This is a genomic window from Parabacteroides sp. CH2-D42-20 (assembly GCF_003670185.1).
Lineage (GTDB): Bacteria > Bacteroidota > Bacteroidia > Bacteroidales > Tannerellaceae > Parabacteroides > Parabacteroides distasonis.
This window is the reverse complement of sequence record NZ_RAYG01000003.1, coordinates 38,551-60,817: the sequence shown is the minus strand read 5'-3', so window position 1 is coordinate 60,817 and position 22,267 is coordinate 38,551. Positions and strand designations below refer to the sequence as shown.

The window sequence follows — 22,267 nt, the reverse complement described above, 5'->3', positions numbered from 1 at the left end:
AACTTAATTATTACATATAGAGGCAAGGGCGAGAATCGTTCTTGCCTCTTTTTATTCTATCAGATCAAATCAGACTTACTGAAACAAAACGGCAACAAGGCCGTCGCGCTCGGAACGAGATACGCTTCCTCTTTTCCACAAAGAAGGACTTTCATAGGTTTGTTATAACGTTGCTCGGTTTCCAACATCACTTGCCGGCAGGCACCACAAGGCGTGATAAGATCCACACGTTCCCCATCCTTCATAGCCGCGATCGCCAAAATCTGAACTGCCGCATCCGGATAACGTGCTCCCGCATAAAATAAGGTGGTCCGCTCCGCGCAAAGCCCAGACGGATAGGCTGCGTTTTCCTGATTATTTCCGGAAAGTATCTCCCCATTCTCCAATAGAACCGCCGCTCCCACATGAAACTTGGAATAAGGAGCATAAGCTTTTTTCGAGGCTTCAAAAGCGGCCTCGTACAATTGCCTATATATATTATCCAATTCTCCTACCGCATAGACCTCTACCCGGGTCTCTAATTTCAATTCTTTCATTTTCTTGATTGTTTTAATGTTTTGAAAGAAACATAACTATAATTCTTATAGGCTATAAATATAAAAAGAATATATTAATTTCGCACCCACATCATAGAATATACCTTAATATAGAACAAAGACATATGCATTCAATGCTTCTTACATCCGATAAAGACCCGATGGGCGCCGCTATCATCGATTATCTCGCACATGGAAAAGCGAGTAAACTCCGTGTATTCTCCTCCATGTTCGATGAAGATGAGATTCCCGTGAATCAATTATTCCGGACTTTCCAAGAAATGCCCTCCTTGGAACAGAAAGCCCTTCAACTCAGTACAGGTAAAATATTGGATGTTGGTGCCGGAAGTGGATGCCACACCTTGGCTTTACAGGAAATGGGTAAAGAGGTTACCGCTATCGATATATCCCCTCTTTCCGTAGAGGCCATGAACAAACGGGGCGTAAAAGACGCCCGCTTACAGAATTTTTTTGACAAGAGCTTAACCGGACCATTCGATACCATTCTTCTCTTAATGAACGGTTCCGGGATTATCGGTAAACTGGAAAATCTCCCGGCTTTCTTTCACCGCTTAAAAGAGGTTCTAGCCCGGGACGGACAGCTTTTACTTGACTCTAGCGACTTAAGTTATTTATTTGAAGATGAAGACGGGAATCTGGATATCGCCCCCGAGGATGATTATTTCGGAGAGATCGATTTCCGCATGCAATATAAAAGTATCAAAGGGGATTCATTTGATTGGTTATATATAGATTTCAACACGCTGAATCTATACGCAAGGCAAGCCGGCTTTAAAGCGGAAAAAATAGAAGATGGGGAGCATTACGATTATCTAGCCCGTATCTCCTATTTTTAACCCATCAATTCTCGGTAGATATGTATTTTCTTTTATATATTTGTCCGGTAAAATCGGATCGAAAAGAACAGTTATGCGTTTATCCCTTCATTTTTTAGGTATATTATTATTGTCCCTCGTCTGTTTAAGCGCAGGGGCGGAAAGCCAGCGGAAGCTGACTTCCTATCAAAAATACATCAGTAAATACAGTGATTTGGCGATTCAACACCAAAAGAAATATCGCATTCCGGCAAGTATCACCTTAGCGCAAGGATTACTGGAATCCGGAGCTGGGCAAAGCGACTTGGCCAGACGCTCCAACAATCACTTCGGTATCAAATGCCATTCGGACTGGCGAGGCGGCAGGGTCTATCACGACGACGACCTGCGGGGAGAGTGCTTCCGGAAATACAAACGAGTAGAGGATTCTTATGATGACCATTCCCGCTTCCTCGCCGAACGCTCCCGCTACGAACGCCTGTTCAAATTAAACATCAAGGATTACAAAGGCTGGGCCAAAGGACTACAAAAATGCGGTTACGCCACCGATCGTGCTTACGCAAATAAATTAATCAAGGTTATCGAAGATTATGAGTTATACCGCTTTGACTCCGGTAAGGGAACAAAGAAGACCTCTACCAAGAAGCAAAATCTTCCGGTGTTCAATTATCAAGTCTATCGTACCCACGGTTTGATCTATGTATACGCTAAGGATAACGACAGTTTCGACCAGATCGCCCGAAGCATGGGATTCAAGGCCAAGCAGTTGATGAAATTCAACGAGGTGCCCGAAGACTTCCCGTTGCAGGCAGGCGATATCGTATATCTGGAAAAGAAAAAGAAGAAAGCGGACAAGCCGAATTACGACCATGTAGTACAAGTCGGAGAGTCTATGCACAGTATCGCGCAGATGTACGGAATCCAGATCAAGAGTCTGTATAAAATGAATAAAAAAGACAAAGATTACATCCCGGAGGAAGGAGATGTCTTAAAACTTAGATAAGTAACATAAAAAAGTATTACCTTTGCGGTTCAAATAATATAGTACAATGAGTGATCAACGTTATAACCTGCGAGGCGTTTCCGCTTCAAAAGAAGATGTTCACAACGCGATAAAGAACATCGATAAGGGAATTTTTCCGAAAGCGTTCTGTAAGATCATCCCCGATATCTTAGGCGGTGATCCTGAATATTGTAATATTATGCATGCGGATGGTGCCGGTACCAAATCGTCCTTGGCGTATATGTACTGGAAAGAGACCGGAGATCTTTCGGTGTGGAAAGGTATCGCCCAAGACGCTCTTATCATGAATATCGACGACCTGCTTTGCGTAGGTGCCGTAGACAATATCTTGGTCTCTTCTACAATTGGACGTAACAAGCTGTTGGTTCCGGGCGAGGTGATCTCGGCGATCATCAATGGAACAGATGAGTTGCTGGCAGAGTTACGTGAGATGGGCGTTGGTTGCTATGCGACAGGTGGCGAGACCGCAGACGTTGGCGACTTAGTTCGTACCATCATCGTAGATAGTACGGTCACTTGCCGCATGAAACGTTCGGACGTAATCGACAATAAGAATATCCAAGGAGGAGACGTGATCGTAGGTCTGGCATCTTCCGGACAAGCCACTTACGAGAAAGAATACAATGGAGGTATGGGTAGCAATGGTTTGACCTCTGCCCGCCATGATGTCTTCTCCAAGTATTTAGCGCAGAAATATCCGGAAAGCTACGATGCCGCCGTTCCCGAAGAATTGGTTTACTCCGGAGGATTGAAACTTACGGATAAGATCGAGGAATTAGGGATAGACGCCGGAAAGATGGTGCTTTCGCCGACACGTACCTATGCGCCGGTAATTAAGGTATTGCTTGATAAACTACGCTCTCAAATCCATGGCATGGTACATTGTTCGGGAGGGGCTCAGACAAAAGTTATGCACTTCGTAGAGAACAAGCGTGTAACCAAGGACAATCTCTTCCCTATCCCACCGTTATTCCGCACGATTCAGGAGCAGAGCGGTACGGACTGGAGCGAGATGTACAAGGTATTCAATATGGGACACCGGATGGAGATCTACATCGCTCCCGAGCATGCGGAAGAAGTAATCAGCATCTCAAAAAGCTTTGGTATTGATGCGCAAATCGTGGGTTTCGTAGAGGAAGCTGATAAAAATGAATTGATTATCGAAAGCGAGAAAGGTCGCTTCACCTATTAATAAAGATAAATGGCCGAAAATAGTTTACTTGGTAAATTAGACGGATTAGTGAGCCGTTTCGAGGAAGTCGGTACGCTTATTACCGACCCGGCGGTGATCGCCGACATGAAACGGTTCGTAAAACTGAACAAAGAGTACCGTGATTTGGAGAAAATCGTGGGAGCTCGTTCGGAATACGTGAAAGTATTGAACGGGATCGAGGAAGCGAAAGCCTTGCTTGAGTCCGAGCAAGATCCGGAGATGCGGGAAATGGCCCGTGAGGAGCTGGATACCTGCAACGAACGTATTCCCTCTTTGGAAGAAGAGATAAAATTATTGCTCGTTCCCGCTGATCCGCAAGACGACAAGAACGCGATCGTTGAGATACGAGGAGGAACGGGAGGTGACGAAGCCGCCCTTTTCGCCGGTGATCTATATCGTATGTACGTGAAGTATTGCGAACTGAAGGGATGGAAAATAAGCGTGTCTAGCTTTAGCGAAGGCTCATCCGGCGGCTTTAAGGAAATCATCTTCACGGTATCGGGCGAGAAAGTATACGGAACGTTGAAGTATGAGTCTGGTGTACACCGTGTACAGCGTGTACCGGCTACGGAGACGCAAGGACGTGTACATACCTCCGCCGCCACGGTCGCCGTATTGCCTGAGGCGGATGAATTTGATGTTGAGATTAATGAAGGGGAGATTAAATGGGATACCTTCCGCTCCGGTGGGGCTGGTGGTCAGAACGTAAACAAGGTGGAATCAGGTGTCCGTCTGCGTTATGTCTGGAAGAACCCCATTACAGGTGTGAGTGAGGAAATCTTGATCGAATGTACGGAGACACGAGACCAGCCGAAGAACAAAGAAAGGGCGCTTACCCGTCTTCGTTCGTTTATTTATGACAAGGAACACCAGAAATACCTAGACGATATCGCCAGCAAGCGTAAGACCATGGTATCTACCGGTGACCGTTCCGCGAAGATCCGTACGTACAATTACCCGCAAGGGCGTATCACGGATCACCGTATCAATTACACGATCTATAATCTTTCAGCCTTTATGGACGGCGAGATTCAAGATTGCTTGGATCACCTGATCGTAGCGGAGAACGCTGAGCGACTGAAAGAGTCTGAATTGTAAACACATCCAATCATTTCATACTGAATAAGAAAATGAACAAACAACAGCTATTCGAGAATATTAAAAAGAAACAATCCTTCCTTTGTGTCGGATTAGATACAGATATAAAAAAGATCCCGCAACATCTATTGTCGGAAGAAGATCCTATTTTCGCGTTCAATAAAGCGATCATCGACGCTACCGCCGATTATTGTGTCGCTTACAAGCCGAATCTGGCTTTTTACGAGAGCCTCGGTACAAAGGGCATGATGGCTTTTGAGAAGACTGTGGCTTACTTACGGGAGAATTATCCCGATCAATTTATCATCGCCGACGCGAAACGTGGCGATATCGGAAATACCTCCGAGATGTATGCCCGTTCTTTCTTCGATCATATCAAGGTAGATGCCGTAACGGTCGCTCCCTATATGGGCGAGGATAGCGTAAAGCCTTTCTTGATCTACCCGGAGGCTTGGGTAATCTTATTGGCCTTAACCTCCAATAAAGGCTCACATGACTTTCAAATGACGGAAGACGCGAATGGTGAACGTCTTTTCGAGAAAGTATTAAAGAAATCGCAAGAGTGGGCAACCGACGAGCAAATGATGTATGTAGTGGGCGCTACCCAAGGCAAGATGTTCCTTGATATCCGTAAACAGGCCCCGAATCATTTCTTGTTAGTCCCGGGCGTGGGCGCTCAAGGCGGAAGCTTGGCGGAAGTAGCTCAATACGGGATGAACGACCAATGCGGTCTTTTGGTAAATTCTTCCCGTGCGATTATTTACGCGGATAAGACGGAGGCTTTCGCCAACGTAGCCCGCGAGGCGGCGCATGCCGTACAGAAAGAAATGGCCGGTTATCTACACGATAAGGGAATTATTCCCTGCAAAGCATAGGCTATATAAAGAATTTTCACCATTTTTGCAAACTAACTGTCTATAAACAGCGGACAGTCAACGAAGATACATATATAATTGAATAAGTAATGGAGTTTTCAGCCCAACAAATTGCCGGCTTCCTGAACGGAACGATCGAAGGAGATCCGAACGTTAAAGTCAGCAACTTCTCTAAAATAGAAGAAGGAAAGCCAGGTACATTGACCTTTTTGGCGAATCTTAAATATGCGCATCATATTTATAATACCGAGGCAAGCATTGTTTTGGTGAATAATGATTTCAAACCGGAACAACCGATAAGAGCCACACTTGTAAAAGTAGAGAACGCTTATGCGGCGCTCGCGATGTTATTAAATTTGGTAGAGCAATCGAAGAGCAAAAAGAAGGGGGTTGATCCTACCGCTTTTATCGCCGCTTCCGCGACCGTGAGCGACGATTGTTATGTCGGTAACTTCGCCTACATCGGAGAAGGCGTAAAAATGGGTAAGAACTGTATGGTATACCCGCACGCTTATATCGGTGATCACGTGACGGTAGGAGATAACTGCGTATTCTATCCGCATGCCACCGTTTACGAGAATTGTACGATCGGCAATAATTGTATCCTTCATGCCGGTAGCGTAGTCGGGGCCGACGGTTTCGGATTCGCTCCCGAAGGTGAGACTTACAAGAAAATCCCGCAATTAGGCAACGTTATTATCGAGGATGATGTAGAGATCGGAGCCAATACGACAATTGACCGTGCGGTGATGGATTCTACGATCATTCGCCGAGGCGTTAAGCTGGACAATCTCGTACAAATCGCTCATAACGTGGAGGTAGGCGAGAATACCGTGATGGCGGCGCAAGTCGGCATCGCCGGTTCCGTAAAAATAGGAAAGCATTGCATGTTTGGGGGACAAGCGGGTCTGGCCGGACATATCCATGTGGCGGACCACGTCGTATTCGGAGCTCAGGCTGGCGTTATCAGCGACGTGAAGGAAGCGACGACATTGCTCGGGGCGCCGGCGATCAACGCTAAGAACTTCATGCGTTCCAGCGCGATCTTCAACCGTCTTCCGGATATATACCGCTCGCTGGGGCAAATGCAACGGGAAATCGAACAACTCAAGAAAGAAATTAATAAACAATAAAGACCTATGCAAAAACAGAAAACGCTTGCGGCAAGTTTCTCCTTGAAAGGAAAAGGGTTGCATACCGGATTAGATATAGAGATTACGTTTAATCCCGCACCCGAGAACCATGGATACAAGATCAAACGTGTCGATATGGAAGGCCAACCGACGATTGACGCCTTGGCCGAGAACGTGGTTAATACACAGCGAGGTACGGTGCTTAGCAAGAATGGCGTTCAAGTAAGTACGATCGAGCATGCGATGGCTGCTTTATACGCTTACGAGATCGATAACTGCTTGATCGAGGTAAACGCACCCGAGTTTCCGATCCTAGACGGAAGTTCTCGCTTCTTCTCCGAGGAAATCCAAAAGACAGGGGTCGTTGAGCAAAACGCTCCGAAGGATTATTATATCGTAAAGCACAAGATCGAGGTAAAAGATGAGGAAACCGGTTCTTCGTTGATCATCCTTCCGGATGATAAGTTCAGCGTGAACGTATTGATCTCATTCGATTCGCCCGTGCTTTCCAACCAATTCGCCACGTTAAACGATCTCAGCGAATTCCCGACAGAATTGGCGGCTTCACGTACGTTCGTATTCGTACGCGAAGTGGAGATGTTGCTCAACCACAACTTGATCAAGGGTGGCGATTTAGACAATGCGATCGTTATCTACGACCAGAAGATACCGCAAGAATCTTTGGACAAATTGGCAGATATGTTGAACATCCCTCACAAGAACGTGCAGGAATTAGGCTATATCAATAACAAGCCGCTTGTATTCGATAACGAACCGGCACGTCATAAATTGATCGACGTGATCGGAGATATCGCCTTGATCGGTAAGCCGATCCGCGGACGTGTGATCGCTACCCGTCCGGGACATAAGATCAATAACCAGTTAGCTCGTATGATCCGCAAGGATATCAAGATGAACGAGGTGCAAGCCCCGGTATACGATCCGAACCGTGAGCCGGTGATGGATATCAACCGTATCCGTGAATTATTGCCGCACCGCTATCCGTTCTTATTGGTTGACAAGATTATCGAGGTTGGCGGGAACTATATCGTAGGCGTAAAGAACATCACGACCAACGAACCGTTCTTCCAAGGGCATTTCCCTCAGGAGCCGGTCATGCCGGGAGTTCTACAGGTTGAGGCTATGGCACAAACAGGTGGTTTGCTAGTCTTGAATTCCGTAGATGAGCCAGAGCGTTATTCTACCTACTTCATGAAAATAGATGGCGTGAAATTCCGCCAAAAAGTCGTTCCGGGCGATACGTTGATCTTACGTCTGGAATTATTGGCACCGATTCGCCGCGGGATCTCTACCATGAAAGGGTATGTATTCGTTGGTGATAAATTGGTTAGTGAAGCCGAGTTCATGGCTCAGATTGTAAAAAACAAATAATAAGATAAAGTACGATAATGAATATATCTCCTCTAGCAGTCGTTCATCCAGAGGCCCAGATCGGCCAGAATGTAACTATCGATCCGTTTGCCGTGATTGAGAAAGATGTCGTAATCGGTGATAATTGCCGTATATATTCTCACGCCGTTATCTTGGATGGCGCACGGATTGGTAAAAATTGCAATATTTTCCCGGGAGCGGTCGTTGCCGGTATCCCTCAAGACATGAAATTCGCGGGGGAAACCACGACGGCGGAAATCGGAGATAACACAACGCTTCGCGAATGCGTGACGATCAACCGGGGTACCGCTTCCAAAGGTAAGACCGTGGTAGGTCGCAATTGCTTAATCATGGCTTATTCGCACGTGGCCCATGATTGCGTCTTAAAAGACCATATTATCATCGGTAACGCTTCGCAAATCGCCGGGGAGGTAGAGATTGATGATTTCGCTATCGTAAGCGGAGGTTCCTTGGTGCATCAGTTCACGCGTATATCCAAGCACGTGATGGTACAAGGCGGTTCTCGTATCGGAAAAGATATCCCTCCTTATACCTTGATCGGCCGTGATCCGATCGTTTATTGCGGTATCAATATCGTAGGTTTACGTCGCCGGGGATTCACGAATCAGCAGGTATTCTTGATTCAAGACATCTATCGCACGCTGTATACCCGAGGCTTGAATAATACGGAGGCGCTGAAAGCGATCGAGACCGAGTACGAGCCTAGCGAGGAACGGGATTTGATCCTCAATTTCATCAAGTCATCCAGCCGGGGTATCGTAAGAGGTTCGATCGACGAATAAGCGACACAAACATCCGGACAACCAAAAACAAATCGGCGCAAATCCACATCTTACGATGAGGGGTTTGCGCCGATTCGCTATTTATGTCACCAAAAGATTATTTATAGGGTAATTCCCGTGATATGCCGGATCATTTCAAGATCGATCCCCATGGCTTTCATCTTCTTGGCGTTTTCGAGGTTCGCTTCTGTCTCGCCTTCTGCCAGTCCTTTCGCCTTACCTTTCTCCTTATTTTCCGCTCTACTTTCCGCTAGTCCTTCCAGGTATCCTTCAAGCTTCACCGAATCCAATACGTCATTTTGTATCATGACCGCATTCAGGTGTTCGTCGTAAGCGTATCTATCCTCGGGGGTCATGGAGTAGTATCTCAATTTTTCTCGAGCCTCGCCTAATCCCGGAGTCATGGTGTCAGGACGAATTGTTCCTCTTTTAAGGTAGTCCATCCATTCCTCTAGGGGAGTGACGGCTATCTTATCGAACTTATTGGTCCGTATGAGTATATATTCGGGGAAAATCTCGGGGGATAGCTTGGAGACAATTACGCTCCTCTCTTTCGTGTTGACTACCAATTGATCCTTGGTATGTACGCCGATGAAATGATTCTGCCCGTGATAAAGGTAGTCCTCGCCCCGTCCGATGTCGAAGTAGAATATGTTGATTGAGTATATTTTCTTAACCTTGTGGTAGTCCTCGCCCAGTGATATGTACTCGGTTATGGTTTTCGCCACGCCATAGAGTACCTGTTCGAGATAATATAGCTTGCGAATATTTTGTATTTTCACGATGATGATCTCGCCCTTGTCGTTAAGCGCCTTGATGTCCACCCGGTTGAACTTGTCATCCTCAGACAGTTGATTACCCTCGCTCTCCAGTAGCTCCACGATGGTAATCTTCTCTCCAAGAAAAACCGTGAGAAAACCCTCCAGCACACCGAAGTTGGCTTTTTACCGGAGCAGTCTCTTGATCGCCCAATCGAAACGTATGTATCGGTCTTTTAATTCTTTCATGCGTTGATCCTCCTCTTTTTTATCCATAGTTGATAGGTTTTAAGTTACGGCCCAATAGCGGACGGTGTCGTAAAGATATGTCATTTCGGGCGAAATGCAAAAGATTGATATCTGATACTGTGATTTTTATTATTTACCCATATTACAATTACCTATTCAAGGTGACAACTGCCGCTAATATCTCAGCCGCAGGTTCCGTCTCTTTGACGAAGGTTGAAGACGAAGCTACGACGGTCGCCTCAGATACAGGGATCAGACGCGCACCCTCTTTCATTATTTATAGCGACGTATATTGGGTATATCCATATTTTTACTACTTTTGAGGCGATAATAAAACTAAACAACTATGCTATTTAGATTTCTAATCCTATCAGATGAAGCAGATGACTTCAAGCGCGAGATCAAGATTGATTCCGAGTCTACTTTCTTGGATTTGCAAAACGCCATCCTCGACTCTGTAGGTTATACAAAGGATCAAATGACCTCTTTCTTCATATGTGACGATGACTGGAGTAAAAAGACAGAGATCACATTAGTGGAGATGGATACCTCTTCCGAGGAAGACAGCTATGTCATGGCCGATACTCAACTGGAAGAATTGTTGGAAGACGAGCACCAAAAACTACTTTTCGTTTTCGATTATATGACCGAACGTGCCTTCTTCATGGAACTTCGTGAGATCGTTCCGGGAAAAGACTTGGATGCTCCTATTTGCAGCAAATCGGTAGGTACGCCTCCCGCCCAAATAGTTTCTTTCGATGAGTTCGAGGCTAAAAACGGTAGCACGGACGTAGGAGAAGATTTTTACGGTGACTCCGAATACGATATGGACGAATTAGACAAAAGCGGCTTCGACGGTTTAGGCGAAGGTCCGATGGATAATCCTTACGACGACGAGCGCTTTTGATGAATTCCCTCGTTATATTACTTGGGCCGACAGGAGTCGGAAAGACCGAGTTAAGCCTCCAAGTGGCGGAACGTTTCGGCTCTCCGATTATCTCTTCCGACTCCCGTCAGCTCTATAAAGACCTTCCGATCGGCACGGCTGCCCCTACACCGGAACAAATGGCACGTGTCAAGCATTATATGGTAGGCACTCTCTCGCTTACCGATTATTACAGCGCCAGCAACTTCGAGGAAGATGTGGTCTCCCTCCTATCCGAATTACATAAAACGATCCCGACCGTCGTAATGACCGGAGGCTCTATGATGTACATCGACGCCGTATGTAAAGGTATTGACGATATCCCGACGGTTACACCGGAGATCCGGGATGCCCTATACATGCAATTTGAAACCGAGGGACTAGCCCCTATCCTCGCTGAATTAAAAGAAGCAGACCCTGTCCATTATGAGGAAGTGGACCGGAATAATTACAAACGAGTGATCCATGCCGTAGAGATTTGCCGGATGACAGGCAAGCCTTACTCCTCCTTCCGCACGAACATTAAGAAAGAGCGTCCGTTCCGGATCATCAAAGTAGGGCTTAATAGAGATCGTGACGAATTATGCGACCGCATCAACCAACGTGTAGATCAAATGATGAGCGAAGGATTATTGGAAGAGGCTCGCCGGGCTTATCCCTTCCGTCATTTGAATTCCTTGAACACGGTAGGTTATAAAGAATTATTCAATTACTTCAGCGGAGAATGGACATTAGACCTCGCCGTGGAAAAAATCAAACGAAACTCCCGGGTCTACGCCCGGAAGCAAATGACTTGGTTTAAACGGGACCCAGAAATAACATGGTTCCATCCGGATGAGACCGAAGCTATATTTACACATCTGAGCCAACAGATCATATAGCGTTTTAACAATGCCCATTATAAGGTGCTTACAATGGGCATTATAAACATGCTTGAATAGGCATTGTAAGCATCTTAAAATAGGCATCAAGGTTTTCCGCTGATTATCAAAGCCAAACGCAACGACTTTATTTCTTGAAAACCAGATAAACCGCCGCTACCAAGAATACGAAAGCAAGCGCATGGTTCCATTTAAACGACTCCCCCTTAAAAGCGATGGTACTGAAGGCCACGAATACCACCAACGTAATCACCTCTTGGATCACTTTCAATTGAATCAAGTTGAACGGTCCCCCGTTATCCCGGAAACCGATGCGATTCGCCGGTACTTGGAAACAATACTCAAAAAAAGCGAGAAACCAACTAAACAGGATTACGCCAAACAAAGGAAGATGCTCGAACCAGCTAAACTGTTGCTTCATCTTCAAATGACCATACCAAGCGCATGTCATAAAAATATTAGACACGATCAACAATAAAATCGTATAAACACTTTGCATATTATCTTATTTTTCGAGGTAAATAATCTTCTTGTATATTCGTCATGCTCCCCCAAAGACTGTAACGGGCCTCCGGATTGATCGCTTCCAGACTTTTCAGCAGCTCTTTCATATCCGAACGACTGGAACCCGACTCATAAGGACAGTTCTTCAATTGTTTCCGGTACCCTTTCCATGCGGCGACCTGAATCAACTCCCTCTCTTCCACCAGACACATCGGACGGATAATCTCCATATCAAACTTATCCATTTTCAACCGGGGAGGCATTGTTCCGAAAGCCCCTTGGTGGGTCAGGTTCATCAACAGTGTCTCTAGGATATCATCTTGATGATGCCCTAGCGCAATCTTATTGCATTTATGAGCCTTAGCGATCTCAAACAAAGCTTTCCGGCGAGTCCAAGAGCATAAAAAGCAGGGGGATTTACGAGTGTCCGTAGAAGGATCGAAACTTGTCTCATGGACAATGAAAGGCAAATCATGCTCCTCCGCGCAACTTCTAAGATATTCCCGATCCGAACAATAAGGGATATTCGTCATCACGATATGCGCTACCACGACCTCAAACCGAGGACAATAGATTTTCGACCTGCGCCCCAGTAAATCCACCAAGGCCAAGGAATCTTTTCCTCCGGACAACCCGACCAAGATCCGGTCGCCATCATTGATCAAGCCATAGTCGAAAATCGCTCTCTTTACCTTATCCTCTATCTTGCGAAACAAACGTTCGTCCTCTGTCAATTTTGCCATATACTTCCTTTACGGGCGCAAAATTATATATTTATCTTTTCGATTTGTATGCCTCTACAAAAATATTCTTATCTTTGAAACTGCATAACTATATAATCTAGAATAGACAAAATGAAACGGTTATCCAAAAAGCTGCTTTATACGCTAGGAGTTACACTCATATGCGGAGGAATGCAACTACATGCGCAAAGTCTTGATCAGGCAAAAAAATTATATAACGACGGGAAATACGCGGAAGCCAAACCTGTGTTCGAGAAACTAGTGAAACAAGCGCCAAGCAATGCCTCTTATAATCAATGGTATGGTGTTTGCTGTTTCGAGACCGGAGATTTAGCAGGAGCGGAGAAACATCTTAAGGTCGCCGTAAAGCGTAGGGTACAAGACGCTTATCGATACCTTGGAGAAGTATACTACCAGACCTATCGTTTTAACGAAGCCGAGGAGATGTTCGACGAATACATCACCCTCCTAACAAAAAAGAAACAAGATGTGGAACCTTACCAGATCCGTATGGACTTGGCGAACAAAGCAAGCCGTATGCTTGATAAGGTAGAGAATGTCCAGATTATCGATAGCTTGGTCGTTGATAAAGATGATTTCTTATCAGCCTATACCTTAAGCGAGGAAAGCGGTACGTTGACCACTTACCAAGATTTCTTCCAGACAAACGATCCGGGCAACTCATCGGTATACATGAACCAGAAGGGGGATAAGATTTATTACGCCCACCCGACAGACGGTAACCACAATTGTCTTTTTACCCAATCCAAGCTCATGGATCAATGGGGAGACGAGAAACAGTTACCGATGAATATCAATAGTGACGCCGACGATGGGTATCCATTCGTGCTATCCGATGGCGTAACGATTTATTACGCATCCAAAGGGAACGGCTCTCTGGGCGGATATGATTTATTCGTCACCCGTTACAACATCAATTCCGATACTTACCTTACACCGGAGCAATTGGGCATGCCCTATAACTCCCCGTTTAACGATTATATGATGGTGATCGACGAAGCCAAGCAATTGGGATGGTTCGTTTCCGATCGTTATCAACCGGAAGGAAAAGTCTGCGTATACTTATTCATCCCGAACGACAACCGCGAGCGAGTAGATAGCGAGGATGTCGAACTAAAACGTGCCCGGGCCTCTATTGCCTCGATCAAGGATTCATGGAAACCCGGATCGAATTACGAAGAGCTTATTCATTTAGCCCATACCGAGATTCCTTATGGACGTATAGAGATAAAGAAAGATTTCACATTCCCGATCTATAATGATATCGTTTATTACACTTTGGACGATATCCAAAGTCCGGAAGCGAAAAACTACTATGAGAAAGTGGTTTCCATCCATAAACAGATCAAGGAGTTAAATGAGAAACTAGAAAGTTTACGAGCCAGCTACATCAAAGGGAACAAGGCGAAGCGAGAGCAACTGAAGCCTACGATTTTTGATGCGGAAGAAAAGTTAAACAACCTGCTCGACCAACCGGACGAATGGGAGAAGAAGGCACGTAACGCAGAGATCGTATACCTAAGAAACAACCATAAATAAGAAGAACTATGCTACTGGACATAGCCATCATCGTCTTCCTCATGGTAGCGGCCATCCTACTGATACTGGCAGAGATATTCCTTCTTCCGGGAATAACACTCGCGGGTATAGGCGGGGCTATTTTCGCTATCGGCGGAGTCGTTTTCGCTTATACGGTAGGTATATGGGTAGGGCATCTGACTTTATCCTTATCAATCATTACATTCGGAATAATCTTCGCTTGGTTATTGCGTTCCCGGTCTTTTAACAAGATCGCTTTAAAGACAGATATCGATTCCAAGCTGACATCCAGCAGGGATCTCGGAATAGAACCCGGAGACGAGGGGATCACGCTCTCACGCTTAGCCCCTATCGGCAAGGCCCGGATTAAAGGTATTAACGTGGAAGCGAAATCTCAAGACGAATTAATCGATGAGAACACGCCGATCGTAGTGATCAGGGTAGACAGTTACAACGTAATTGTCCGTCCTAAAGAAGAAACAAATATTCACGCTTAATTTTTTATATATGGAAATAACCTTTTTGCCACTTATCCTATTGGGGGCCGCAGTACTTCTGCTGGCAATCTTTTTCTATTATGTGCCGTTCCTGTTATGGATCTCGGCCAAAGTATCAGGAGTCAATATCTCCTTGATCCAGTTATTCTTGATGCGTATCCGAAAGGTTCCTCCCTACATCATCACTCGCGCGATGATCGAAGCGCATAAGGCAGGAATAAAGACGCTTACACGCGACGAGCTGGAAGCGCACTATTTAGCGGGTGGACATGTCGAGAAAGTAGTGCATGCGCTGGTTTCCGCGTCGAAAGCGAATATCGACCTTCCTTTCCAGATGGCTACCGCTATCGACTTGGCCGGACGTGACGTATTCGAGGCTGTACAAATGTCGGTAAATCCGAAAGTGATCGATACCCCTCCGGTAACAGCGGTAGCGAAAGACGGAATCCAGTTAATCGCCAAGGCACGTGTCACCGTTCGTGCGAATATCAAGCAATTAGTGGGTGGTGCCGGAGAAGAGACGATCTTAGCCCGTGTAGGTGAAGGTATCGTATCTTCCATTGGTTCATCCGAAAGCCATAAGACCGTATTGGAAAATCCGGATTCCATCTCGAAATTAGTGCTTCGCAAAGGGCTTGACGCCGGAACAGCATTCGAAATCCTTTCCATCGATATCGCCGATATCGATATAGGTAAGAACATCGGCGCTTTCTTGCAAATGGATCAAGCTCAAGCGGATAAGAATATCGCTCAGGCGAAAGCCGAGGAACGCCGTGCGATGGCTGTCGCCCTCGAGCAAGAGATGAAGGCGAAAGCACAAGAAGCCCGTGCCAAGGTGATCGAGGCAGAAGCGGAAGTTCCCAAGGCAATGGCAGACGCTTTCCGCACAGGAAACCTAGGCGTAATGGACTATTACAAGATGAAGAACATCGAGGCGGACACTTCTATGCGTGAAGCGATAGCTAAACCGACCGGTACTCCATCAAAACCATTAAAGGACTAAAATAGTTATATACATGGAACTATCTCCAAGGGCAGGGTCGCACCTTGCCCTTTTATGATTAAAAGTAAACTTAATTAGCTGATCGAATATGAGAACAATCCCCGCTTCAGAATTAGCGATCCATTCAGATGGTAGTGTTTTCCACCTGCATTTAAAACCAGAACAACTCGCGGATCGTGTGGTACTTGTTGGTGATCCCGCACGAGTTACAACCGTCGCTTCCTATTTTGAGTCTCAGGAATGTGAGGTTTCCAGCCGGGAGTTTCATACCATCACAGGCCAATACAAGGGAAAACGTATCACGGTTGTATCCCATGGCATCGGTACAGATAATATTGATATCGTATTAAATGAGTTGGACGCTCTCGCTAATATTGACTTCTCAACCCGTACGATCAAGCCGGAATTCAAGCAACTTTCCCTAGTTCGTATCGGGACTTCCGGAGGGTTACAGCCATTTGTACCGATTGGGACTTACGTAGCTGCGGAGAAATCGATCGGATTCGATGGAGTCATTTATTTCTACGCAAATAGTAATTCCGTTCGTGACGCAGACTTGGAATCTGAATTAATAAAACAGCTTGATTGGCGGCTTAGCGGCATATGGCCTTATGTCGTATCGGCAGATCCATCGTTGATCGAGCAAATCACCCGTAATGATATTATCCGGGGAACGACTATCGCGGCCAATGGCTTCTACGGGCCGCAAGGGCGCGAGCTCCGATTGCCCTTGACTGATCCGGAATTGAACCGGAAAATAGAGGCTTTCGAGTACAACGGGCGAAAGATTACGAACTTCGAGATGGAGAGCTCCTCTTTAGCTGGTCTGGCCGCTCTCATGGGACACCGGGCAATGACCGTATGTTGTATTATCGCCGGACGTGTGGATAATCATATGAATACGGATTATAAAGGTTCTTTGGAGGAACTGATTGAAACTGTATTAGACCGTATATAATAATATCAAGACTATGAAGTGGGATCATTCACTAATCGATACGTTGGAATGGGGGAATCAGATCTCCCATAAGGAAGATAAAATAAAGATAGCGGACCTTATCGCATCTAAAGTCGAAAACGGACAAGTCATAGGTGTTGGCTCCGGTTCTACCTCCTATCTAGCGTTGATTCGCATAGCGGAACGTATCCGGACGGAACGTCTTTCCATCTTGGCGATCCCCACTTCATTAGAAATCCGGATGACTTGCGCCCAGCTAGGCATTCCGGTTACCAGCCTGTTTTCCCACAAGCCGAACTGGACCTTCGATGGGGCTGATGAAGTAGATTCCCACTTTAACTTGATCAAAGGGCGTGGAGGCGCCATGTTCAAGGAAAAGCTATTAATCAGTTCCAGTCCGCAGACCTATATACTGGTCGATCCTTCCAAGAAAGTGGAGAGGCTGGGAGCTAAATTCCCGATCCCGATAGAGATTTTCCCGGGAGCTCTCACCTATGTAGAGGACAGACTCCAGCGTTTGAACCCCGGTGAGATAAAACTTCGTATGGGGCAAGGTAAGGATGGACCGATCATTACCGAGAATGGCAATATGATCCTAGACGTATGGATGGACTATATCCCTGAAAATACAGAATCCACTCTCAAGTCGATTACGGGCGTACTCGAGAGTGGACTCTTTATGAACTATAAGGTAGAAGTATTAGGGCTTACTTCATGAATCCTTGTTGTTTCAATACCTTCAAGAGCACCTCGGAGAAATGTTCACTATTTTTCTTCGTATAGCGTACGTCCGTAAAGACCTGCGCCAGTGTTTCCTTATTATTCTCCCTTACAAACTGCTTATTCACCTCTAATGCCTCTTTCTCACTATACAAGGCATCGATGGAAGCCGGAGTAAAGTCCGTATAAGTCTCGTTTTGTACCACAGCCGCCAATGGTAAACGTTCTACTTGAGCGGGTATAGGCTCTGCCGGATAACCCACCGTAACCGTAACGATCGGGACAACCAGACGGGGAAGAGAAAGCGCCTCAATGATCTGGTCCGCATTATAAGCCGTCGTACCCAGATAGCAAATGCCTAAGCCTTTTTCCTCAGCGGCATTGCAGAAACTCTGGGCGAACAACATCGCATCTATCGTCGAAGCGATAAACGTTTGTAAATTATCGAATCCGGCCTCCGCTTTCCTGCACTCCGCCCATTTCACGAAACGGTTCGCATCCGCACAAAAAGTAAGTACCACCGGGGCTCCCGTAATCATTGGTTGGTTAAAATGAGCCGGAGCCAGTTTCTCTTTGTTCGCAGGGTCGCGGGTAACCACGACACTATACAATTGCATATTTCCTGTATTCGAGGCACGAGTAGCCACTTCCAATAATTCATTCAGCAAAGACTCCGGGATATCCTGATCCGTATATTTACGGATACTTCTTCTATTCTTCATGCATTCTAACATAGTAATCCTATTTTTAAATTCTCAATAACTAAATCCTAATATCCATGCCGGCATACGGTTAAACACGCTTTTCGGTAACCCGTAGATAGCCGCATAAGCGTCGGGTACGAAGCGGAGACGATCATATCCCCTTAAGGGATCACCTACGGCGAAGATATATTTACCGCCAATCAAGAAATCTCCGTTCTCCATGAATTCCACGTTCGCCACGGAACGCATCTGGCTTAAGAAATAGGTTTCACACATCAATTGCCGATTCTCCTTATCTCCGAAAAAGGAGATCATCAAGTTGGTATCCCCCATAAAAACTTTCTGCTTGGCCGGAGTGGTTCCCAGTTGGTCTGCCGAGTAATAAATAAGCCTCACATCATGAAAGAAACGCAACAGGCTATCGCTTTGCTGACGAAGCATATTTGTCTTACGGGTTACATCAATCGATTTCGGACGTAAAGGAGCCGACTCAGCCACCATCATAAAATATTTTTGAGCTCGTTCCAGATTACTCATCGAAATAGAAACCACCGAAGGCAAATCCCGGCAAATCTCTTTTCTCACTAATTCTTGCAGACGGAAATAATAAGTATCCGGGTCTTGCCAATAAAAAGGATAACATCCATGTTCCAGATAGTTCCGGTAAATCGGCACAATATTCATCTCCGCATTGATCTCCTTCACCAAATCATGATGGTTCGCTAAGATATCCTCCAACGGAATGGGATCTTTATCCAGAATGCTTTCGTAAGAAAGGAATTCACGGAACGACATCGGATGCATGGTATAAAAAGCAGCCTCATGCCTTAACCCGTTCCGCACCTCTGTCTGCGAGTACAAAGAAGTGGTAGCGAAAACAATCTTTAAGGCGGGGTTGGCATCCAATAAAGTTGAGACCTCTTCCATCCAGCCCGAATAGAAATGGATCTCATCCAAAAACAAATAATGCCCCCCGGCTTGCAGGAACTCCTTAACCGCATCGGTCAATGAATGTGTCTCAAACCAGAAATCATCCAGATTCACATACAGGGCTTCCCGTGAATCTTCAAATTTCAACTTAATATGCTGTAACAACAAGGTAGTCTTACCAACCCCTCGAGAGCCGAAGATGCCGATTAACCGATCCTCCCACTCTATCCGTGCATGCAAATAACGCAGGAATGTACAATTTATTCCTTTCAACAATAGCTGATGATTCCGCTGAAGCAAGTCCATATACAAATCTGTTTTACGCGAATATAAAAAATGTTCCGTGTTTTTCGTACCTTTGTCAACACTAAACCAATAAAAAGATGAATACATCCAAAGTCTACTTTACTAATTTACGCACGACCCCCAGCAGCAACCTGCTGGATAAGATGGAACGTCTGGTAAAACGTGCCGGTATCGCCAATATCGACTTCAAAAATCAATTTGTAGCCATTAAGATCCACTTTGGCGAACCGGGGAATTTGGCATACATTCGTCCTAATTACGCCGCTCGCTTGGTGAGCCTGTTACGTGAATTAGGTGCGAAACCGTTCCTTACCGATTGCAACACCTTATACTCGGGCCGCCGCTCCAACGCTGTCGATCATCTTCAAAGCGCCATGGAAAATGGGTTCAATCCCATGTCCGCCGGTTGCAACGTTATCATCGCCGATGGCGTGAAAGGTACGGACTACCGGGAAATCGAGATTGACGGGCAATATTGCAAGGCCCCGAAAATAGGTGCCGCTATCGCCGACGCCGATATCATCATTTCCATGAACCATTTCAAAGGTCACGAGCAAGCCGGTTTCGGCGGTGCGCTGAAAAACCTCGGGATGGGATGCGCCAGCGTAGGCGGTAAACTGGAATTACATTGTGCCTCACAGCCTCGTATTGATACGGAGGCTTGTAAAGGCTGTAACATCTGTGTAAAGCACTGCGCTCACGATGCCATCCATTTGAATAACAACCGAAAGGCCGAAATTGATTACGAGCGTTGTGTAGGTTGCGGGCAATGTGTGGCTCTTTGCCAGTACGACGGTGCCGTAATGGGCGAAGGTGATACTTCCGAGCGATTGAATTACAAGATCGACGAGTACACGAAAGCCGTATTAGCAGACAAGCCCCATTTCCATATTAGTTTTATCATGAACGTATCTCCGGAATGCGATTGCTGGAATCATAACGATGCCGCCATCATCCCCGATTTGGGTATCGCCGCATCTTTCGATCCGGTGGCCTTGGATAAGGCTTGCGCCGATATGGTTATCAACGCTCCTATCATCGGAGGTAATAAATTAGCCGAGACTCATCCTCACGAACACCTTGAGGGAGAGGATAAATTCCATTTGATTCATCCGGATACGAACTGGCAAGCCGGCCTACGTTATGCGGAAGAAATCGGACTGGGTTCTCAAGCATATGAATTAATAACGGTTTAATAGACGGAATGAGTACAATTTGCGCTATATCTACAGCTCCGGGAGTAGGAGGAATCGCAGTGGTCCGTGTCTCCGGGCCGGATGCTTTCAAGATTTGTGATCGGATATTCCGGCCGAAGAAGGTAGGTAAGAGTTTATCTACCCAAAAGGCTTATACCTTAACGTATGGTTCCATCGTCGGTAACAATGACGAAACCATAGATGAGGTGATCGCCGCTGTTTTCCGTGCCCCCCATTCTTTCACGGGGGAAGATACGGTGGAAATCACCTGCCACGGCTCGACGTATATCCAACAACAAATCCTGCAATTCCTTATCTCCAGCGGATGCCGTATAGCGCAACCGGGTGAATATACGCAACGTGCTTTCATGAATGGCAAGATGGACCTTAGCCAAGCGGAGGCCGTTGCGGATTTAATCGCCTCCACTTCGGCCGGCCAACATCGTTTGGCTCTAAGCCAGATGCGAGGTGGTTTCAGTAGGGAACTCGCCGAACTTCGAAACCAACTGCTCCATTTCACCTCTCTCATGGAATTGGAACTGGATTTCAGTGACCATGAGGAATTAGAGTTCGCTGATCGTAGCGAGCTTCGCACGCTTGCGGATCATATCGAACAGGTCATCTCCAAACTCGCCCAATCTTTCAGCGTAGGTAACGCTATCAAAAACGGTATTCCTGTCGCCATCATCGGTGAGACGAACGCCGGCAAATCTACTTTACTAAACGCCTTGTTGAACGAGGATAAAGCGATCGTCAGCGACATCCACGGAACGACCCGTGACGTTATCGAGGATACGATCAATATCAACGGCCAGCTCTTCCGTTTCATCGACACCGCCGGTATCCGTGAAACAAGCGATGCGATCGAAGCTCTCGGTATTGAACGTAGTTTCAAGGCTCTAGACCAAGCGCAAATCGTCATCCTCATGTACGACTTAACCCGTGACCTCAAAGATTTCGAGGCTTTCTATCAAGAAATAGCTCCGAGATTAACGAATAAGTCTGTTATCTTAGCGATGAACAAATGCGATGTATTACCCGCATCCTCTCTCCCGACCTTCTCTTTCCCCACCGAAGGCTGGCATCAAATCGCTATTTCCGCCAAAGGCAAGCTGCATATCGCAGAGCTACAACAACTCCTCACGGAAGTCTCTTCCATCCCCACCCTCCACCAAAGCGACATCATCGTAACGAATGCCCGCCACTTCGAGGCGCTTACGCATGCGCTGGAAGCTATACATAGGGTACAAGAAGGTTTGAACTCCAGCCTTTCCGGGGATTTCATCTCGCAAGATTTACGGGAGTGTATATTCCATTTATCGGATATCGTAGGAGAGGTTACGACGGATCAGGTGTTGGGGAATATATTTCGGCATTTTTGCGTCGGCAAGTAAGTGGTGATTACCAGCGATTAGCATATATC

General features: G+C 46.1%; 23 protein-coding genes and 1 pseudogene. 17 read left to right on the top strand and 7 right to left on the bottom strand.

Annotation, left to right across the window (positions count from 1 at the left end; genetic code table 11):
- Nucleotides 1–59 precede the first annotated feature (59 nt).
- Nucleotides 60–536, bottom strand: coding sequence for a cytidine deaminase (gene cdd / locus D7V92_RS03215; protein ID WP_005864357.1), 477 nt, complete (start codon nt 534–536; stop codon nt 60–62).
- Nucleotides 537–661: 125 nt separating this feature from the next.
- Here cdd and D7V92_RS03210 point away from each other — a divergent pair, with 125 nt between their 5' ends.
- The 8 genes from D7V92_RS03210 to lpxA all read left to right on the top strand — a co-directional run bounded on the left by D7V92_RS03210 (nt 662) and on the right by lpxA (nt 8,910).
- A complete protein-coding gene (locus tag D7V92_RS03210; RefSeq protein WP_008780042.1) occupies nt 662–1,393 on the top strand; it encodes a bifunctional 2-polyprenyl-6-hydroxyphenol methylase/3-demethylubiquinol 3-O-methyltransferase UbiG in 732 nt (243 codons plus the stop codon).
- Between the two features lie 73 nt (nt 1,394–1,466).
- Entirely contained in the window at nt 1,467–2,375 is a 909-nt protein-coding gene (locus D7V92_RS03205; RefSeq protein ID WP_008773548.1) for a glucosaminidase domain-containing protein, read from the top strand.
- 46 nt (nt 2,376–2,421) lie between these two features.
- Nucleotides 2,422–3,588 carry an AIR synthase related protein gene (locus D7V92_RS03200; protein WP_005864354.1) on the top strand — a complete coding sequence of 389 codons (1,167 nt, stop codon included), beginning with the start codon at nt 2,422–2,424 and terminating at the stop codon, nt 3,586–3,588.
- Nucleotides 3,589–3,597: 9 nt separating this feature from the next.
- On the top strand, nt 3,598–4,707 hold the full coding sequence (prfA, locus tag D7V92_RS03195; RefSeq protein ID WP_121772259.1) for a peptide chain release factor 1: 1,110 nt from the start codon (nt 3,598–3,600) through the stop codon (nt 4,705–4,707).
- 32 nt (nt 4,708–4,739) lie between these two features.
- Entirely contained in the window at nt 4,740–5,582 is an 843-nt protein-coding gene (gene pyrF, locus D7V92_RS03190) for an orotidine-5'-phosphate decarboxylase (protein WP_005864353.1), read from the top strand.
- Nucleotides 5,583–5,671: 89 nt separating this feature from the next.
- Nucleotides 5,672–6,715: a UDP-3-O-(3-hydroxymyristoyl)glucosamine N-acyltransferase gene (gene lpxD / locus D7V92_RS03185; protein WP_121772258.1), complete on the top strand. Its 1,044-nt coding sequence runs from the start codon at nt 5,672–5,674 to the stop codon at nt 6,713–6,715.
- Between the two features lie 6 nt (nt 6,716–6,721).
- The gene (locus tag D7V92_RS03180) at nt 6,722–8,107 is read left to right on the top strand and encodes a bifunctional UDP-3-O-[3-hydroxymyristoyl] N-acetylglucosamine deacetylase/3-hydroxyacyl-ACP dehydratase (protein WP_005864349.1); all 1,386 of its coding nucleotides are present in this window, start codon (nt 6,722–6,724) and stop codon (nt 8,105–8,107) included.
- A gap of 17 nt (nt 8,108–8,124) precedes the next feature.
- Nucleotides 8,125–8,910 carry an acyl-ACP--UDP-N-acetylglucosamine O-acyltransferase gene (gene lpxA, locus D7V92_RS03175; RefSeq protein ID WP_008773552.1) on the top strand — a complete coding sequence of 262 codons (786 nt, stop codon included), beginning with the start codon at nt 8,125–8,127 and terminating at the stop codon, nt 8,908–8,910.
- Nucleotides 8,911–9,011: 101 nt separating this feature from the next.
- Here the strand turns inward: lpxA and D7V92_RS03170 are convergent.
- Together D7V92_RS03170 and D7V92_RS22595 are read right to left on the bottom strand one after the other, a co-directional pair.
- Nucleotides 9,012–9,944 (bottom strand): annotated as a pseudogene (locus D7V92_RS03170) (Rpn family recombination-promoting nuclease/putative transposase).
- Nucleotides 9,945–10,065: 121 nt separating this feature from the next.
- Nucleotides 10,066–10,191, bottom strand: a complete 126-nt coding sequence (locus tag D7V92_RS22595; RefSeq protein WP_255202305.1) for a hypothetical protein — start codon at nt 10,189–10,191, stop codon at nt 10,066–10,068.
- Nucleotides 10,192–10,263: 72 nt separating this feature from the next.
- Here D7V92_RS22595 and D7V92_RS03165 point away from each other — a divergent pair, with 72 nt between their 5' ends.
- Both D7V92_RS03165 and miaA read left to right on the top strand, forming a co-directional pair.
- Complete coding sequence (locus D7V92_RS03165) at nt 10,264–10,824, top strand: hypothetical protein (RefSeq protein ID WP_005854369.1); 561 nt, start codon at nt 10,264–10,266, stop codon at nt 10,822–10,824.
- Nucleotides 10,824–11,723, top strand: a complete 900-nt coding sequence (gene miaA, locus D7V92_RS03160) for a tRNA (adenosine(37)-N6)-dimethylallyltransferase MiaA (protein ID WP_011966695.1) — start codon at nt 10,824–10,826, stop codon at nt 11,721–11,723. The genes D7V92_RS03165 and miaA overlap by 1 nt, the downstream gene beginning before the upstream one ends.
- A gap of 127 nt (nt 11,724–11,850) precedes the next feature.
- Here miaA and D7V92_RS03155 read toward each other — a convergent pair whose 3' ends face one another.
- Nucleotides 11,851–12,222, bottom strand: coding sequence for a DMT family protein (locus D7V92_RS03155; RefSeq protein ID WP_005854365.1), 372 nt, complete (start codon nt 12,220–12,222; stop codon nt 11,851–11,853).
- A 1-nt stretch (nt 12,223) separates the two neighbouring features.
- Nucleotides 12,224–12,970 carry a tRNA 2-thiocytidine biosynthesis TtcA family protein gene (locus tag D7V92_RS03150; RefSeq protein ID WP_008773556.1) on the bottom strand — a complete coding sequence of 249 codons (747 nt, stop codon included), beginning with the start codon at nt 12,968–12,970 and terminating at the stop codon, nt 12,224–12,226.
- 111 nt (nt 12,971–13,081) lie between these two features.
- On the opposite strand from D7V92_RS03150, the gene D7V92_RS03145 reads away from it, so the two are divergent.
- The 5 genes from D7V92_RS03145 to rpiA all read left to right on the top strand — a co-directional run bounded on the left by D7V92_RS03145 (nt 13,082) and on the right by rpiA (nt 17,706).
- Nucleotides 13,082–14,530, top strand: coding sequence for a tetratricopeptide repeat protein (locus D7V92_RS03145; RefSeq protein ID WP_121772257.1), 1,449 nt, complete (start codon nt 13,082–13,084; stop codon nt 14,528–14,530).
- Between the two features lie 8 nt (nt 14,531–14,538).
- Complete coding sequence (locus D7V92_RS03140) at nt 14,539–15,027, top strand: NfeD family protein (protein WP_009275728.1); 489 nt, start codon at nt 14,539–14,541, stop codon at nt 15,025–15,027.
- 10 nt (nt 15,028–15,037) lie between these two features.
- Nucleotides 15,038–16,030 (top strand): flotillin-like protein FloA, encoded by a 993-nt coding sequence (gene floA / locus D7V92_RS03135; RefSeq protein WP_005854361.1) that lies wholly within the window; start codon nt 15,038–15,040, stop codon nt 16,028–16,030.
- An 88-nt stretch (nt 16,031–16,118) separates the two neighbouring features.
- Nucleotides 16,119–16,988 carry a nucleoside phosphorylase gene (locus tag D7V92_RS03130; RefSeq protein WP_005864339.1) on the top strand — a complete coding sequence of 290 codons (870 nt, stop codon included), beginning with the start codon at nt 16,119–16,121 and terminating at the stop codon, nt 16,986–16,988.
- A gap of 13 nt (nt 16,989–17,001) precedes the next feature.
- A complete protein-coding gene (gene rpiA / locus D7V92_RS03125; RefSeq protein WP_008773560.1) occupies nt 17,002–17,706 on the top strand; it encodes a ribose 5-phosphate isomerase A in 705 nt (234 codons plus the stop codon).
- Here the strand turns inward: rpiA and D7V92_RS03120 are convergent.
- Together D7V92_RS03120 and D7V92_RS03115 are read right to left on the bottom strand one after the other, a co-directional pair.
- Entirely contained in the window at nt 17,696–18,442 is a 747-nt protein-coding gene (locus D7V92_RS03120) for a nitroreductase family protein (RefSeq protein ID WP_005854358.1), read from the bottom strand. The genes rpiA and D7V92_RS03120 overlap by 11 nt on opposite strands.
- Nucleotides 18,443–18,463: 21 nt before the next feature.
- The gene (locus D7V92_RS03115) at nt 18,464–19,648 is read right to left on the bottom strand and encodes an AAA family ATPase (protein WP_121772275.1); all 1,185 of its coding nucleotides are present in this window, start codon (nt 19,646–19,648) and stop codon (nt 18,464–18,466) included.
- Between the two features lie 77 nt (nt 19,649–19,725).
- Here D7V92_RS03115 and D7V92_RS03110 point away from each other — a divergent pair, with 77 nt between their 5' ends.
- Nucleotides 19,726–20,844: a DUF362 domain-containing protein gene (locus D7V92_RS03110; protein ID WP_008780034.1), complete on the top strand. Its 1,119-nt coding sequence runs from the start codon at nt 19,726–19,728 to the stop codon at nt 20,842–20,844.
- 8 nt (nt 20,845–20,852) lie between these two features.
- Complete coding sequence (gene mnmE, locus D7V92_RS03105; RefSeq protein WP_121772256.1) at nt 20,853–22,238, top strand: tRNA uridine-5-carboxymethylaminomethyl(34) synthesis GTPase MnmE; 1,386 nt, start codon at nt 20,853–20,855, stop codon at nt 22,236–22,238.
- Nucleotides 22,239–22,267: the final 29 nt, after the last annotated feature.

Coding starts and splice junctions, on each gene's coding strand:
- cdd (WP_005864357.1), bottom strand. CDS start 536: ATGAAAGAATTGAAATTAGAGACCCGGGTAGAGGTCTATGCGGTAGGA.
- D7V92_RS03210 (WP_008780042.1), top strand. CDS start 662: ATGCATTCAATGCTTCTTACATCCGATAAAGACCCGATGGGCGCCGCT.
- D7V92_RS03205 (WP_008773548.1), top strand. CDS start 1,467: ATGCGTTTATCCCTTCATTTTTTAGGTATATTATTATTGTCCCTCGTC.
- D7V92_RS03200 (WP_005864354.1), top strand. CDS start 2,422: ATGAGTGATCAACGTTATAACCTGCGAGGCGTTTCCGCTTCAAAAGAA.
- prfA (WP_121772259.1), top strand. CDS start 3,598: ATGGCCGAAAATAGTTTACTTGGTAAATTAGACGGATTAGTGAGCCGT.
- pyrF (WP_005864353.1), top strand. CDS start 4,740: ATGAACAAACAACAGCTATTCGAGAATATTAAAAAGAAACAATCCTTC.
- lpxD (WP_121772258.1), top strand. CDS start 5,672: ATGGAGTTTTCAGCCCAACAAATTGCCGGCTTCCTGAACGGAACGATC.
- D7V92_RS03180 (WP_005864349.1), top strand. CDS start 6,722: ATGCAAAAACAGAAAACGCTTGCGGCAAGTTTCTCCTTGAAAGGAAAA.
- lpxA (WP_008773552.1), top strand. CDS start 8,125: ATGAATATATCTCCTCTAGCAGTCGTTCATCCAGAGGCCCAGATCGGC.
- D7V92_RS22595 (WP_255202305.1), bottom strand. CDS start 10,191: ATGAAAGAGGGTGCGCGTCTGATCCCTGTATCTGAGGCGACCGTCGTA.
- D7V92_RS03165 (WP_005854369.1), top strand. CDS start 10,264: ATGCTATTTAGATTTCTAATCCTATCAGATGAAGCAGATGACTTCAAG.
- miaA (WP_011966695.1), top strand. CDS start 10,824: ATGAATTCCCTCGTTATATTACTTGGGCCGACAGGAGTCGGAAAGACC.
- D7V92_RS03155 (WP_005854365.1), bottom strand. CDS start 12,222: ATGCAAAGTGTTTATACGATTTTATTGTTGATCGTGTCTAATATTTTT.
- D7V92_RS03150 (WP_008773556.1), bottom strand. CDS start 12,970: ATGGCAAAATTGACAGAGGACGAACGTTTGTTTCGCAAGATAGAGGAT.
- D7V92_RS03145 (WP_121772257.1), top strand. CDS start 13,082: ATGAAACGGTTATCCAAAAAGCTGCTTTATACGCTAGGAGTTACACTC.
- D7V92_RS03140 (WP_009275728.1), top strand. CDS start 14,539: ATGCTACTGGACATAGCCATCATCGTCTTCCTCATGGTAGCGGCCATC.
- floA (WP_005854361.1), top strand. CDS start 15,038: ATGGAAATAACCTTTTTGCCACTTATCCTATTGGGGGCCGCAGTACTT.
- D7V92_RS03130 (WP_005864339.1), top strand. CDS start 16,119: ATGAGAACAATCCCCGCTTCAGAATTAGCGATCCATTCAGATGGTAGT.
- rpiA (WP_008773560.1), top strand. CDS start 17,002: ATGAAGTGGGATCATTCACTAATCGATACGTTGGAATGGGGGAATCAG.
- D7V92_RS03120 (WP_005854358.1), bottom strand. CDS start 18,442: ATGTTAGAATGCATGAAGAATAGAAGAAGTATCCGTAAATATACGGAT.
- D7V92_RS03115 (WP_121772275.1), bottom strand. CDS start 19,648: ATGGACTTGCTTCAGCGGAATCATCAGCTATTGTTGAAAGGAATAAAT.
- D7V92_RS03110 (WP_008780034.1), top strand. CDS start 19,726: ATGAATACATCCAAAGTCTACTTTACTAATTTACGCACGACCCCCAGC.
- mnmE (WP_121772256.1), top strand. CDS start 20,853: ATGAGTACAATTTGCGCTATATCTACAGCTCCGGGAGTAGGAGGAATC.